This window comes from Pseudomonas sp. RC2C2, assembly GCF_018390435.1.
Taxonomy (GTDB): Bacteria; Pseudomonadota; Gammaproteobacteria; order Pseudomonadales; family Pseudomonadaceae; genus Aquipseudomonas; species Aquipseudomonas donghuensis.
On the sequence record NZ_JAHBAX010000001.1, the window covers coordinates 2,392,825 to 2,407,482 of the forward strand.

A 14,658-nucleotide genomic window follows, 5' to 3' on the forward strand; every position below is an offset into this window, starting at 1 on the left:
GCAAAGCCGAGAATTTGTAACTCACAAAACATCACATACCCGATTCGCTGGAGTGTCTTAAACAAGACCTTCTGGCAACAGAATTTCTTGACGACCATAGAGCATTGGAACCACCTGATCCCATCCCGAACTCAGCAGTGAAACGATGCATCGCCGATGGTAGTGTGGGGTTTCCCCATGTGAGAGTAGGTCATCGTCAAGATTAAATTCCGAAACCCCTATCTGCATACGCAGGTAGGGGTTTTGTCTTTAGAGTAGAAGCATCAAGAATTCGCTGGCACGTCGCAACAGACGGACCGGCACACAGAATTTCTTGACGACCATAGAGCATTGGAACCACCTGATCCCATCCCGAACTCAGCAGTGAAACGATGCATCGCCGATGGTAGTGTGGGGTTTCCCCATGTGAGAGTAGGTCATCGTCAAGATTCATTCCGAAACCCCTGTCTGCCCTGCAGACAGGGGTTTTGTCTTTCTGGGATCTGTCACCCTTTGTGGGAGCTGGCCTTGCCAGCGATGGGCTGCATAGCAGCCCCAGAACAGCCGCTGACTTACCCAGCTCTTCGCACCTTGCCACTGCGCCGCGCCTGCAACTTGCGCCACCAGATATACACCCCGGTCAGCGACAGCACTGCAATCATCACCCCCAACACTGCAATCAACACCTGGCCGGTCATACCGATGATGCGCCCGCCGTGTATGGGTAGCTGCAAGCGGTAAAAGCGTTCCCCCAGGGTGCCTTGCCCGGCAATCTCCTTGCCCAGCAAATGCCCGTCAGTGCCGTGGAAGAACAACCAGGACTTACCCTGGGCATCGGTATCGTGCTGGCCAAACCCTGCACCATAGAAGTTGTACTCGAAGCTGTAGTACAGCTCACCGATCGGTGCCGTTAGCCCCAGCCGCTGGCCTCCCTGCTGCGCCCGCTGGTAGGCCTGTTGATAGCTGAGCTGGGTCACCCCCAGTTGTTCCTTGGGTAAGCCGCCACGGGCTTCGTAGACGCTTGGCTCGACCGGTGAAAACAGTGACACCGCCGGTTTGAACACCTGGGCCGGCAGGTTCATCGCCACGCTGCTGAGCGCAACCGGTAGCAGCAGTAGCCACAACCACAAACCGCCTGCCCTGTGGATATCCATGTTCAGCCGATAGGCATGACCGCCCTTGATCTTCCAGGCTTTCGACCACTTGCCCCAGAACGGCCGCCCACGAGGCAAAGTCAGCAGCACGGCGATAAGGCAGTCGATCACCCACATGATCGCCACCACCCCCATCAGCAGGATCCCCCAGTTACCGGGCAGGGTCAGGCTGTAGTGCAACTCGAGCATGAACGGCATGAAGTTCTCCCGGGAGAAACAGCATTCACCCCAATAGCGCTGGCCCAGCGTCAGGCCGCTGACCGGGTCGAGATAGAACACGGTGTTCTTCTCGGCATAGGGTTCGCCGCTGGCAGGATCGTTGCGTGGCACCATCGCCAGCAGCGCTGCATGCCCAGGCTCGTTCGGGTACTCCATGTACCAGACCTGCAGCCGCGGGTGCTCGGCCTGCAACTTATCCACAAGCACCCCCGGTTGCTGCCGTTCACCCACGGCGGGGGCTTCGTAGAAGGAAGGGTTGAGCCATTCGTCCAGTTCGTGATGAAAGGCCAGGACGCTGCCGGTGAGGCCGGCCAGGGCTAGAAACAATGCGGTGATCAGGCCGAGGAAGCGGTGTAGCAGTACGTAGAGCTGACGCATGAGTAAAGGTCCGGAGTAAGTCGCCAGATGCAACAAAGCCAGCGCCTGGAATCAGGTGCTGGCTTTGGCGTTCATACAGGTGAGGTCAGAACTGGTAGCTGACCGTGGCACTGACATTGCGTTCTTCGCCCATGTAGCAGTAACTCAGGCTGGCACAGGAGGCGATGTAGCTTTCATTGGTGAGGTTGTTGGCATTGAGCCGCACATCCAGCCCCTTGAGCCCGACCTTGCCCAGGTCGTAACCAACCGAAGCATCGAACAGGGTGTAGGAGGGCACCTTCATGGTGTTCTCGGCATCCACCCAGCTGTAGCCGACATAGCGCACACCACCGCCCAGGCGCAGGCCGTCGAGGGCGCCCTGGCGGACGTTGTAGTCAGCCCACAGCGAGGCCATGTGCCGCGGTGCCTGGGTCGGCGAGTTGCCCTTGTTGTCGAGGTCGCTGCCAAACAGCGTGCTCGGCATCGACTTGGAGTACTCGATATCGGTGAAGGTATAGCTGCCGAGGACTTTCAGGTTGTCGGTGACTTGCAGGTGCGCCTCCAGCTCCAGGCCTTGGGAGCGGACCTGGCCTACAGGGCGGTAGAACTCTTCCTGCGGCAACTTGGAGGCAAGGTTCTCCTGCTCGATGCGGAACAGCGAGGCGGTGAACAGGTTGTCGGTGCCCGGCGGTTGGTACTTGATACCGGCCTCCCACTGAGTACCCTCGGTCGGCGCCAGCGGGTTACCCGACTGGTCGGCGTAGGAGTTGGGGTTGAACGACTCGGAATAGCTGATGTACGGCGCAATGCCGTTCTCGAACAGGTACAGCACGCCGGCGCGACCGGTCAGCTTGGTGCGCTCGTCACTGATTTTGGTGCCCAGCGGGCGGCTGGCTTCGGCAATGCGGTTCTCATCCGACGTCTTCACCCAGTCCTGGCGCAGGCCCAGCGAGAAACGCCACTGGTCGAGCTCAATCAGATCCTGCAGGTACACGCCGGTCTGTTGCAGGCGACGCAGGTAGCTGGTGGGGGCGAAGTAGGTGATTTGCGAGTTGCCGTACTGTGGGTCGAAGGCATTGATCGGTGCCAGGGCGCCACTGCGCCAGTCGACCACGGTCTTGCGTCGCTGGTAGTCCAAGCCCAGCAGTGTGGTGTGCTTGGCGCTGCCGGTGAAGTATTCGGCCTGGAGCATGTTGTCGATGATGTACGAATGCAGTTTTTCATCGCCGCCGGTGTAGTAGCGGTTCAGCTCATTGCTGGTCGGCGTGGTCCAGCCCCAGGCATACACCTGGTCCATCTTCACCGTCGAATCCAGGTAGCGGAAGTTCTGCCGCGCGCTGAACACGTCGTTGAAGCGATGCTCGAACTGGTAGCCGAACGACTGCTGGTCACGCTCGTAGCGGTCGATGCCCGGCTCGCCTTCGAAGAAGTGATCGGAGATGCGCTGGCCATTGCGCTGGTGCAGCGCACCATCGGCCGGCACGCCGCCGTGATAACCGCCGTCGGGGTCATGCTGCAGGTAGGCCTGCAGGGTCAGCGAAGTATCTTCGCTGAAGTTGATGCTGACGGTTGGCGCCAGGGCGAAGCGCTTTTCTTCGTTGTGGTCGAACTGGGTGTCGGACTGATCGGCCAGGCCCACCAGGCGATAGGCGATGCGCTGGTCGTCATCCAGCGGGCCGCTGAAGTCGAAACCGACGCCACGCTGGCCCTGGGTGCCGACGGTGGCCTGGACTTGATGATAGGCCTCGTAAAGCGGCTTCTTGCTGGTCAGGGCGACCAGGCCGCCGGGCGAGCTGCGGCCATAGAGCACCGAAGACGGCCCCTTGAGGATATCCACCCGCTCGAGGAAGTACGGATCGACCTGCATGGTGCTGTAGGTGCCACTGTCACCCATGGACTTCAGACCGTCCAGGTAGATGTTATCCACAGAGCCGTCGTTGAAGCCGCGCATGGCCACGTAGTCGTAGCGATGGGTCGCGCCGTAGGGGTTGGTCAGCACGCCCGGGGTGTAGCGCATGGCCTGGGCCACGGTCTGCGAGCCCTGGTCGTCCATTTGCTGACGGGTCACCACCGACACCGACTGCGAGGTTTCCAGGATCGGCGCACTGGTCTTGGTCGCGACCTGGCTGTGGGTGGCGTTGTAGCCTTCCATGCTGCCCAGGGCGTTACCCAGGGCGAACTCGCGTACTTCGGTGCTTGGCAACGACAGCGCTGCGTCCTGTGGCTGCGCCCGCAGCACATAGCTGCCGCCATCCTGGCTGACGGCTTCCAGGCCTGAGCCGTTGAGCAACTGGCGCAGCGCCTGGTCGGTGGCGTAACTGCCTTGCAGCCCTGGCGACTGCAGGCCCTGGGTCAATTGCGGGGTGCTCGACAAGGTGATCCGGGCCTGGCGGGCGAACTGGTTGAGCACGTCATCCAGGGAGCCGGCGGGGATGTTGTACTGCTGGCTGACACTGCTCGCTTGCGCGCCCAGCGCCACGGCCGGTAGCGCAGTCATACCCAGGGCGGTGCCAAGCAGCGTGGCACGGATGGCCTTGCCCAGCACGCTGCCTGGAGCAGAATCTAAGACAGGTTGAAAATCATTCTTCTTGTTGAGCCGCAACAGGGGCGAAGCATTACGCATGGAGAGCATCCGTTGAGTCGGTAAGGGCAGAAGGAGTCGCTTACTGTCCTAGCCGGACTCGTGGGTAAAACCCGCCAAAAAAATCAATTCAGGCCAGCCGTTCCAGGCGTACCCACCAGCGCGTGCGATAGCTGACCTTCACCGGCAGCGTCTGCGGCAGCAGTTGCAGCAGTTTGTCGGTGTCCTCCAGGCGGAACACCCCGGACAGGCGCAAGTCGGCAATGTCATCGGCGCAGCTCAGATAACCGTGGCGATAGCGCCCGACTTCGGCGAGGAAATCGCCCAGGCGCATGTCGCGGGTGACGATCAGCCCTTCGGCCCAGGCGCCGGTATCCATGTCCTGATTGTGCAGGAGGGTTGCGCCCCGGGCATCGAGGCGATAACTCTGGCCGGCGTGAACCCATTGCAGAGGGCCTGGCGAGTGGATGGCGACGCTGCCCTGGCTGACGCTGATGCGGGTGCAGTCGCTGTCCTGGCGCACCACGAAGCGGCCGTCGAAGCCTTGCAGCAAGGCTTCGCGGGTGCGTACCAGCAACGGACGACCCGGGGCGGTCGAATCCTTGGCGCAGGTCAGCATCAACTCGCCACGCTTGAGGCGAATCAGGCGCTGATCGGCCTCGAAGGCGAGGTCGGCGGCGCTGTTGGTGTTCAGTTGCAGCAACGAGCCATCCGGCAGGCGCAAGCTGCGCCGCTGACCGGTGGCGCTGGCAAAATCTGCGGTCAGCGGGCTGATAATGTCCAGGTCCTTGCCCAGCCAGGCTGCCGAGCCGAGCACCAGCACGCCGCTGAGCAGTTTCAGGGCCTGGCGCCGCTGCAGGCGCTGGCTGCTGTTCTCCAGGGTCTGCAAGGCCACGCTGGCACCTGGGATGGCGCGCAGGTTGAGCTCCTGATGCAGGGATTGCACCCGCTGCCAGGCCGACTCATGGTCCTGATGGGCTGTACGCCACCGTTCGCATTGTTGCTGCAGATGAGCGTTGTGGCCGTTCTCACGCAGCTTGAGCATCCAGTGGATAGCCTGCTTGACCACCCGCGGGCCGGGGTTGAGGGGTGTCATGCCGGCTTATGCCTCGCTCTCGTAGCGCAGCAGGTAGCAGTGATACAGGGCATCGGCCACATAGCGCTCTACCGAGCGCAAGGACACGCCCATCTGCTCGGCAATGTCCTTGTGGCTCAGGCCTTCGCACTGCGCCAGCAAAAAGGCGCGGCGCACTTTCGGCTTGAGGCCGTCAAGCATCTGCGCGATGCGCTCGAGCAGCTCCAGCAGCAGTTCGCGGGTTTCCAGCGAAGGCACTTCGCCCTCGGGCAAGTGCGCCAAGGCTTCGAGGTAGGCGCGGTGCAGCTCTTCACGCCGCCAATGGTCGATCACCAGGCCGCGGGCGATGGTCCGCAGGAACGCCCGGGGGGCGTTCAGCTCCAGCTGTTCGCGCCGCTGCAGCAGGCGCACGAAAGTGTCCTGGGCCAGATCCGCGGCATCGGCGGCATTGCCCAGCTTGCTGCGCAGCCAAGTGTTCAGCCAGCCGTGGTGGTGGCTGTAAAGCGTGTGCACGGACTCTCGAGAGGGCATGAAGGTGCGCTGCTGAAGGGGTCATAAATGATAATTAGTCTCATTGTTGGCATCCTTGGACTATTTTGCAACTGTTGATCAGGGCAAGCTCGTTCTTGTAGGAGCGGGCTTGCCCCGCGATCAGGCTTAACTCAACAAATTCCTCACATTGTTCATCGCCTCATCGGCAAACCCCTGCAAAAACGTCTGAAAGCCTGGCAGCGCCTCGCTGCCGCCTTGCCACGGCTCGGCCTGAATGGTCCAGGTCGCTCGCGCCTGGCGCTCGCCCAGCGCCTCGACCTGCATCGCCGCCCACAGGTTGCCGATGTTCAGGCTGGTGTAGATCAGGCTCCAGGTCATACTCATGGCCTGCTCGTCACGGGTATTGAGCTGTTCGATGACCACGTTGTCGTCCTTGAACAGCTTCTTGCGCACCGAACGCACGCCGTTGCCGGTCATCTCGATGTGCGCCAGGGCCGGGATGAACACCGGGAAGCCGGCGAAATTGCCGACGATGTTCCAGACACTGGCGGCATCGCTGGCGATCTCGACACTGGCCACCACTCGGCAGCCAGCAGGGTTGTGGATCAGGGTGTCGGGTTGAAGGGTTTGCATGGGTGGATCTCCTGCGTGGGTTGAAGGCGGTCAGATGAAGGCAATGTCGTGCAGGTACTGGCAGCCGCGTTGCAGCAACTGCGGGGTTTTCTGCGGGTAGCGCGCGCCCATGCGCTCGACACCGGCGCGGGCATTGCCATGCTCGATCCGCGAGATGTCGCCGATGTCTTCCTCGAAGCCATCCAGGTAGAAACCCAGAACATCGAACAGCGCGTTGTCGCGATCGACTCGCTGCAACTGCCGTTGCCACTGCTCGATGCTGACCAGCTCGAATGGCGTGCCGCTTTCACGGAACACCGAGACGTAGTCGCTCCAGCTCAGTGGCTCGGGGTTGTGCAGGTTGAATACCGCCTGCTCGGGCTGGTAACGGCTGCTGTGGAAGGCGATGAAGCGGGCGAGAAAATCCACCGGCATCAGGTCGAAGTTGAGCTCCAGGGCCGGCACCTGACCGAGTTGCAACGAGCCCTTGAGCATCAGCATCAGCCGGTTGCGCTGGGGTTGGCAGATGCCGTTACGGCTGTCGAAGGTGATGTTGCCGGGGCGAAACAGGTTGACCCACACCCCTTGGGCGCGGGCACGCTGGAGGATGCGCTCGCCCACCCATTTGCTCAGGTTGTAGCCATTACGCAGGTAGAGCGGCGGTGTCGCCGCCGGGTCCCGCTCCAGCACTTGGCCATTGGTGTCGATGGCGCTGCAGGCCGACAGGGTCGAGATGAAATTGAAGACTTTCTTGCGCCGGCCTTCGCACAAGCGCAGGCACTCGAACAGTGGCTCGACGTTGTCGGCGGCCAGGGTGCGGTAATCCAGCACATGGTTGACCTGCGCTGCGTTGTGCAGCAGCGCACCGTACTCGCTGTCCAGATAGTCGTAGTCGCTGTCACTCAGGCCCAGTCGCGGCTGGCGCAGGTCGGCGGCGAAGACTTTCACCCGGCTCATATCAAGGCCGTGCAAGCCGTTGTCCACCAGCGCTGCGGCGAAACGTTGCGGCGCTGACTGACTGGCGCTGGAGCGCACCAGGCAGGCTACTTCGCTGGCGCCCCATGCAAGCAGCGCTTCGATCAGGTGCACGCCAAGAAAACTGTTGGCGCCGGTGACGACTACCTTGTGCACATCGCCCAATTGCGCCATTGGCAGCACGTTCAGATGCAGTTCGCGACAGGCATCGCGTTCGGCCTGCGGATCGAGGCCGTGAGCCTGCGAATGCTCGCCGCTGACCAGCATTGCCAGGCGCTGCACGGTAGGCATCTCGATAAACTGATTGATCGCAATGGCGCAAGCGAACTGCTCGCGAACCGCCAGCAACAAACGCGATAGCAGGATCGAGTGGCCGCCGAGGCTAAAGAAGCTGGCGTCGGTGGAGATGTCCTCCTCGGGCAGTTCCAGCAGTTCGCTCCACACCTCAACCAGCTGCGTCTCGACAGGCGTAACCGGACCCAAGTGCTGGTCGCGCGGCGCCAGGGCCGGAGGCATCGCCAGCAGCGCCTGGCGATCGATCTTGCCGTTGGCGGTGTAGGGCATCTGTGCCAGTTGCTGATAGACGCCTGGGCGCATGTAGTCGGGCAGTCGTTGCTCGGCATGCCGGCGCAGGGCGGCTTCGCCATTGTCGCCAGTGGCTTGCGCGCAGAACGCCAGGATCCGCCGCTGGCCATCGATGACCACCGCCACCTGGTGGAACAGCCCGCTGCTGCGCAGGCAGTGCTCGATCTCCTCTGGTTCGACGCGAAAGCCGCGGATCTTCACCTGGTTGTCGCGGCGGCCACAGAGCTCGATGCCGTCGGCTGTCCATTTGCCGATATCGCCGCTGCGGTACACGCGGATCGTGCTGCCATCGGCACGCGGCAGGTTGAGGAAGCGCTCATCGCTCAGGGCCGGATTGTTCAGATAGCCCAGGCCAACGCCCGGGCCTGCTATGTACAACTCACCGGGGCTGTCTTCGGCGACCGGCTGCAGCTCGTCGTCGAGGATCAACACCTGGGTGTTGGCGATCGGGCGGCCGAGGTTGCGGTTGTTGTCGTCAGCCTGGAATACCCGGGTCGTCGCCAGCACGGTGGTTTCGGTCGGGCCGTAGATGTTGTGCAGCTGGCACTGCCCGGCCAGGCGTGCGATCACCTCCGGCTCACAGACATCGCCGCCGGTAATCAGGTGGCTCAGCCCAAGCGGCTGGTCGCGTGGCAGGATGCTCAGCAGCGCCGGCGGCAGGAAGGCGTGGGTCACCTGCTGGGCGTGGAGCAGAGCCAGCAGGCGCGCCGGGTCGCGGCGTTGATCTTCAGTGGGTACCACCAGCTCGCCGCCGCAAACCCAGGTGGGCAGGATATCCAGCAACGAGGCATCGAAGCCGATGGTCGAGAACTGCAGTGCGCGGCTGTGCTGATCCAGCTGCACATGGGCGCTGTACCAGGCCTGGAAGTGGCTGAGGTTGCGCTGGCTGAGCAGCACGCCCTTGGGCTGGCCGGTGGTGCCCGAGGTGTAGATCGCCACGCAGGGGGCGTCCGGCGCGGGTCGCTGGCGCAACAGTGATGGCAGCGGCTGCGCCGGCGGTGTGGGCAGCTGGCGCAGGTCCAGGGTCGGCAGTGACAGGTCATCCATTGGCAGCTGACCGTCATGTAGCAGCAGGCTGGCGCCGGCATTCTCCAGAATGTAGCGCAGGCGCTCGGCCGGTTGCGCCGGGTCCAGCGGCAAGTACACCGCTCCACAACCGAATACCGCGAGCACGCTGGCGTAGAGCGCGGCGCACTTGCCCAGGCAAACGCCGATCACGGGTGGTTCGGTGCTGGTCGATGAAACACCCATACGTTGCTGGATAGCTGCCGCCTGGGCATGCAACTGTGCGTAGTTGATGCGCTGGCCGTTGAGGTTCAGTGCCGTTTTGTCGGCATGAAGGCACAGGCTGTGCTCCAGGCGCTCGATCAGCGGGACGTCGGCCGCGGCGAGTAATGTGGGGTTACCGGTCTGGTTGAAACGGTGGAAACAGGCCATCTGCTCCAGCCAGTCGAGGCCCTGTTCCTGATCCTGTTGCCCAGGGCTGATGGCGGCGGCCTGCTGCAAGTATTCAGGGTTTCGCGAGAAGCGGCTGACGAGCAGCGCGAGCATGTCCCGCAGGCTGTCGATGGCGTGCAAGCGCAAGTGCTGACCGTTACCTGAACGTTCGGGCGCCAGACGCTGGCGCTCGATCAGGCGTTGCGCGGTGGCGCTGCCGGTCCAGCACAGCAGCTCGAGTGTGGGCAGGGCGTCAGGGGTTTGCACATAGACCCCCAGACGCAAGCTCAGCAGGGCACAGTCGCCCAACGCCTGCCAGTCACAGGCTCGCAGCGCCAGGCTGCCGTCATCGATCAGCAACTGTGGCTGGCGCCAGGGGCGTGCCAGCAAGGCTTCGGCGCTGTCGGCCAGGTGCAGCGCGTGACCGTGCTCGTACAGTTCCCGATGCAGCAGCTGCAGCGCCGGGCTTGCGCCGATCAGCAGGATTTCCAGGCGTCTCATGGTTATCTCCTTGGCTTGGGCAGGTAGTGCGCCAGAGCGTCTTGCACACAGGGCGAGTCGAGCATGGAACTGGCGCGGAACAGGCGCAGGATGTTGCCCAGCAGCGGATGCTGGTGATCGATCGGGTAGGCCATGGACGTCACTTCCTGGCGCAGCGCCGCTCGCGCGGTCTCGTTGATCGGCAACTGGGCGATCAGGGCAAAGTCGAAGCGCTTCTGGATGTCGTTGGTCAGGTACTGCGCGAGAAACACCGGCAGGATTTCAGCGATGCAGTGCCGGTCCGCATCGGGGGCGCTGTGCCAGTAGATGCGCACCAGCCGTGCCCAGAAGCTCGAATGGCGGCCTTCGTCGAGCAGGTGATCGGCCATCAAGCCCTGCACCGATGGCTTGACCGTGTCATCCCGGGCAAAGGCGGCGACATCGTCGGTCAGGGTGTTCTCGGCGATGCCCACGCAGATCAGCTCAAGGGCGTCGCGCAGGTGTGCCGGCGCCAGCGCCAGGGCTGCCGGGATCGCCCGGCTCAGCTCGATTTCCTCGGGCAGGGCCATCGGTTCAACCCCGGTCAGGGCGATGGTTTGTTGCATGAAGTCCATGGCCACCAGGGCGTGGTAGTCCTCATCCACCACCACGGTCATGGCGTCATAGCGACAGGCGAACGGAAAGCGAATGGCGAAGCGGTCCTTGGCGATCCGCCGCGCCGTGCGGTCGACGATCTCGGTCTCGAAAATCACCACGTCGTTGATGAACTTGTACAGGCTCTGGGTCAGGGCGAAATCGCGCTGCTGCGGGCACTCGCGCATAAAGGTCTCACTGAGCACCAGCGGCTGGCGGCTGAGCGGGTAAATCAGCCGCTGATCGTCCTCGACCTGGCGTCGCGGCCGGGTGCGGATGGTCGCGCGGCTCTCCCAGGCCTCGGCGCAGGAGTGGTAGTCGAGGGCATTCATGCGCTGACCTCCGCGACGGGCTCGCGCATCGACAGGCGCAGGTGGTTCCACAGGGCAATGCGGCTGTCGACGGCGGCAATGGCAGCTTCCAGGGCCTGGCGCTCCTGCCCCGGGTCGCCTTTCACCAGCCGGGCGAGCAGAGCCTCGGCGGCCGGGCCGTGATCTTCGGCGTCGACTTCGATGTGCCGTTGCAGGTAGTAGCGCAGCGTCGGCGCCTGTTCGCCGGTGATGCCCCAGTCATCCAGGATGCGCTGGAACATGCATGGAATCACACTCTCACGCCCATGCAGGAAGGCCGCAGCGACGCTATGGGCAGGCGCGCCCAGGGCGGTCTCCAGGGTGTGGCAGACAAACTGCCGGGCCGCCTCGCTGGCACCGGCGCGTTGCAGGGCGCTGGCATAGCCGACGCCTTCTCGTTGCAGGTTGATGAAGCGTTCGATCGCCGAGGTGCTGGCGCCGACTTCACGCATGGCGTCCAGGTACAGCTCGAAATGGCTGTAGTGCCCCTGGCCCACGCGATCGTCGGACTCCTCACCGAGGACGATCTCGTTGATCAGACGCGCGGCGTTCGGATCAAGCGGCGGTAACCAGGGCAACTGGATACAGGTCAGCTCCTGTTGCAGGCGTTTGGTCAGCGACATGAAATCCCAGACTGCAAATACATGGGTTTCCATGAACCGTTGCAATACCGGTAATGAATCTATTTCGGCAAAGATGGGATGCGCGGCAAGTTCGGCTTTGCGGGCGATAAGGTGCGAAGTCAAAGTGCTCATGGCGTTTCCTTGTCAGTGGCTGACGTTCGGTTCATTTGCCTTAGCGCCAGTGTCGAAGTTTTCGAGGGCCGAGCAGGGGCCTCGACTGAATCACTCGATAAAAGCGCGATGGCAGGCGTATCGATGCTGTAAGCATCCTGTTCACAGGCTTACGGGTGTTTTTGCTCAGGTTGGCCCGTGCCGATAAAAAGTTAGAACAACTTTTAAGTGTTCGGCAATCATTTTGTTAATTATATTTTTAGTTGATGGTTTTCGGGTGTGAAGCAAGTAATTAAAACTTTTGGTTAAAGTTTTATTTTTATGTAAGTGCTCCTTCCGGCAACTAAGTGTCAGAATAAAACTGCGTGAGTGAATGCCTCACTCGGAGCACTAAATAATGTAATTCGGACGAGGTTGACTCTTGGGGGCAGCTGATCGATATCGGTCCTTGCCCGGCGCCAGGCTCCTTCTGCAGGTGTGCAATAGGCACGCGACCTGGCCCGCCTGACGGCGATCAGCGGTCGCTGCGCGGGTAAGAGTGTGCCGAAAATGCAGGGGCCGCCATGGCTGGCTGCAACAGGAGGAGAGAATTCAGGGGCCAGAGCCCCTCGCCGGATGGCCGTGCGCCTGGGTTTACAGGCTTAGCAGGCCCAGATGGGTGTTGATGATCTGGAGCAGGCGCTGATTGAGCATAGGGTCGTTGCCTTGCTCTTCAGGTAGTTCGATCAGCTCGATTTCGCGGCTGCTGAAATCATGCCAGCCCAGCATCCGCGCCAGATAACCTGACGGATACAGCGCAGTGACGGGCACGTTGAGCGCTGCTGCCGATTCACCGGCCGTCGTCGCATGGGGGCTGTCGCATGTGGAGACAAACAGATGACGCGTCTGCCCTGGGTGCAGTTGCGCGGCGTGATTGGCCAGGGCAAAGGCGAGCTGGGCGCCCGGCCCCTGGCCGAACAGGGCATGGGGGGTGCGCAGGTAGACCTGTAAGCGTTCGATCAATGATGCGACCAGGGCGCACTTGTTTTGCAGGGGCAGCGAGGTTGTCAGATCGCCGTAGGCCAGGACGTTGACGGTCACCAGTTCGATATGTTCGTTAAGCTCCGCTGCCCAGGCACGGTATTGGCTCAGGTGGTCCTCGCTGCAGGCAAGGCAGATCAGGCGAACCTGGGGCGGCTGGGCAGAGCCTGGTACGGTTCTGCGCTGAAGAGTAGGGGCGTGCACGGCCTGTCCTTTCGCTCAAGGTATGCCCCGAGCGCAATTGCGGCCATTGGCCGGGGTCGCCGGCAGTGGCCGTGGTTTTACTCTGTCGATTGTCGGCTCAGGTAGGCCTTGATCGTTTTCGCCCCGTTGTTCAGGTGGCGTTCGAGAATCCTGACGGCTTCTTCAACCGACTTGTCATTAGCGGCGTCCACCAACCCGATGTGATCGTCCTGGGTCAACTTGCCCAGGCCCATCGAGGATAAGTGGAAACGCAGAAAGCGTTCTTCTTCATTGAGTTCGTTTTCAATCAGTCGCAAGAGTTTCTGATTGCTCGCCTTGCTATACAGGCTCATGTGGAACAAGCGGTTCAGGCGCCCGATTTCGGCATGCCGGGTTTCGTTTTCCAGTTGGGCGATATAGCTGCGCGCCAGGGCAATGTCGTCGGCATCGAGCAACGGAATCGACTGACGCAACGCTTCGGATTCCAGAATGACCCGCAAGGCATAGGTATCTACGGCATCCTCGCCGATCAGCGGCGCGACCACCGCACCCTTGTGCGCCACCACCTGCAGCAGCGATTGTGCCTCCAGCTGGCGCAGGGCTTCGCGCACGGGCATGCGGCTGACGCCAAACAAAGTGGCCAGTTCCTGTTGGCGCAAGGCCAGACCGGGCTCCAGGCGACCATCAAGGATGGCACTGCGCAGCCGTTCTTCGATCACAGTACGAGCCAAGTGTGGCGGAACTTGCTCGCCACCCAGGATTTCGCTCAGGAGTTTGGTTTTTCCGCCCACGCTGTCTTTGCCTGAAGTCGAAGGGGGTCATTGGATCCAATAACCCTAGTTAGGAGAGATTTACTTGTCAAACCGCATCGATGAGGCCGCGCATCAACAATGCGAAACCACGCTCACCGGCGCCATGCTTGCTATCGTGAAGGAAGTTTTTGCTCAAGGGAAGCAGGGTTGTAGCCCGCGCCTGACAAGGGGTTGCTCATGATCAACAGGTTGATGGCAGGGTGATTGTATGGTGCCATTGTTTTTTTCGGGGTGAGGCCGCACCATCGGTGTTTTCTCACAAGTCTGCGCGGATTATTCGCATTGGCGATACGTTGGGCTGTTCAATTGACCCTGCGCCGGCTTGGCCTGGCCGTGGTGCTCGGCTGCCTGTTGCTGGGCGGCCTGCAGGCGGACTGGGACTTTTCCCAGATCAGCCGCCGCGCTCAGTCGTTGTACGGGCCATTGGGGCCTGGTCAGGGCCGCATCGATGCCTGGCAGAACCTGTTGGCAACCCAGAAGCAAGGCAGCGAAGCTGAGCGCCTGAAGGTGGTCAACCAGTTCTTCAACCAGCAGTTGCGCTATGTCGAAGACATCGACCTGTGGCGTGAGGTGGACTACTGGGCAACGCCGGTGCAATCGTTGATCAAGGGCGCTGGTGACTGTGAAGACTACGCTATCGCCAAGTATTTCAGCCTGCGCCGGCTCGGGGTTCCTGCCGAAAAACTGCGCATTACCTACGTCAAGGCCCTGCGCCAGAACCGTGCGCACATGGTCCTGACCTATTATTCAAGCCCGGAGGCCATGCCGCTGGTGCTCGACAGCCTGATCGATGCGATCAAGCCCGCCAGCCAGCGGCCGGACCTGTTGCCGGTGTATTCGTTCAACGGTGAGGGCCTGTGGCTGACCGGGGCGGGTGGCAACAAGAAAGTCGGCGACACCAAACGTTTGTCGCGTTGGCAGGATCTATTGAAGAAGATGCAGGCCGAAGGCTTCCCCGCCGAGCCGGCTTACTGAAGGAG

The 14,658-nt window shown here is 61.9% G+C and carries 11 protein-coding genes and 2 rRNA genes; 3 read left to right on the forward strand and 10 right to left on the reverse strand.

Annotated elements, in window-relative coordinates:
- The first annotated feature begins 86 nt into the window (after positions 1–86).
- A 5S ribosomal RNA gene (gene rrf, locus KHO53_RS11165) occupies positions 87–202 on the forward strand.
- A 110-nt stretch (positions 203–312) separates the two neighbouring features.
- A 5S ribosomal RNA gene (rrf, locus tag KHO53_RS11170) occupies positions 313–428 on the forward strand.
- A 123-nt stretch (positions 429–551) separates the two neighbouring features.
- Here the strand turns inward: rrf (KHO53_RS11170) and KHO53_RS11175 are convergent.
- The 10 genes from KHO53_RS11175 to KHO53_RS11220 all read right to left on the reverse strand — a co-directional run bounded on the left by KHO53_RS11175 (position 552) and on the right by KHO53_RS11220 (position 13,657).
- Positions 552–1,730 carry a PepSY-associated TM helix domain-containing protein gene (locus KHO53_RS11175; RefSeq protein WP_213570295.1) on the reverse strand — a complete coding sequence of 393 codons (1,179 nt, stop codon included), beginning with the start codon at positions 1,728–1,730 and terminating at the stop codon, positions 552–554.
- An 85-nt stretch (positions 1,731–1,815) separates the two neighbouring features.
- On the reverse strand, positions 1,816–4,332 hold the full coding sequence (locus KHO53_RS11180; RefSeq protein WP_445081633.1) for a TonB-dependent siderophore receptor: 2,517 nt from the start codon (positions 4,330–4,332) through the stop codon (positions 1,816–1,818).
- Between the two features lie 88 nt (positions 4,333–4,420).
- On the reverse strand, positions 4,421–5,386 hold the full coding sequence (locus KHO53_RS11185) for a FecR domain-containing protein (protein WP_213570296.1): 966 nt from the start codon (positions 5,384–5,386) through the stop codon (positions 4,421–4,423).
- Positions 5,387–5,392: 6 nt separating this feature from the next.
- Positions 5,393–5,896, reverse strand: a complete 504-nt coding sequence (locus tag KHO53_RS11190) for a sigma-70 family RNA polymerase sigma factor (protein ID WP_026001151.1) — start codon at positions 5,894–5,896, stop codon at positions 5,393–5,395.
- 126 nt (positions 5,897–6,022) lie between these two features.
- The gene (locus tag KHO53_RS11195) at positions 6,023–6,490 is read right to left on the reverse strand and encodes an SRPBCC family protein (protein ID WP_213570297.1); all 468 of its coding nucleotides are present in this window, start codon (positions 6,488–6,490) and stop codon (positions 6,023–6,025) included.
- Between the two features lie 30 nt (positions 6,491–6,520).
- A complete protein-coding gene (locus KHO53_RS11200) occupies positions 6,521–9,967 on the reverse strand; it encodes a non-ribosomal peptide synthetase (protein ID WP_213570298.1) in 3,447 nt (1,148 codons plus the stop codon).
- A gap of 2 nt (positions 9,968–9,969) precedes the next feature.
- Entirely contained in the window at positions 9,970–10,911 is a 942-nt protein-coding gene (locus tag KHO53_RS11205) for a diiron oxygenase (RefSeq protein ID WP_010220442.1), read from the reverse strand.
- A complete protein-coding gene (locus KHO53_RS11210; protein ID WP_213570299.1) occupies positions 10,908–11,684 on the reverse strand; it encodes a DUF3050 domain-containing protein in 777 nt (258 codons plus the stop codon). The genes KHO53_RS11205 and KHO53_RS11210 overlap by 4 nt, the downstream gene beginning before the upstream one ends.
- Before the next feature lie 612 nt (positions 11,685–12,296).
- Positions 12,297–12,887: a thioesterase domain-containing protein gene (locus tag KHO53_RS11215; RefSeq protein ID WP_100783463.1), complete on the reverse strand. Its 591-nt coding sequence runs from the start codon at positions 12,885–12,887 to the stop codon at positions 12,297–12,299.
- 77 nt (positions 12,888–12,964) lie between these two features.
- A complete protein-coding gene (locus KHO53_RS11220) occupies positions 12,965–13,657 on the reverse strand; it encodes a GntR family transcriptional regulator (RefSeq protein ID WP_010220447.1) in 693 nt (230 codons plus the stop codon).
- A 303-nt stretch (positions 13,658–13,960) separates the two neighbouring features.
- Here KHO53_RS11220 and lapG point away from each other — a divergent pair, with 303 nt between their 5' ends.
- Entirely contained in the window at positions 13,961–14,653 is a 693-nt protein-coding gene (gene lapG / locus KHO53_RS11225) for a cysteine protease LapG (protein WP_010220448.1), read from the forward strand.
- Positions 14,654–14,658 lie beyond the last annotated feature (5 nt).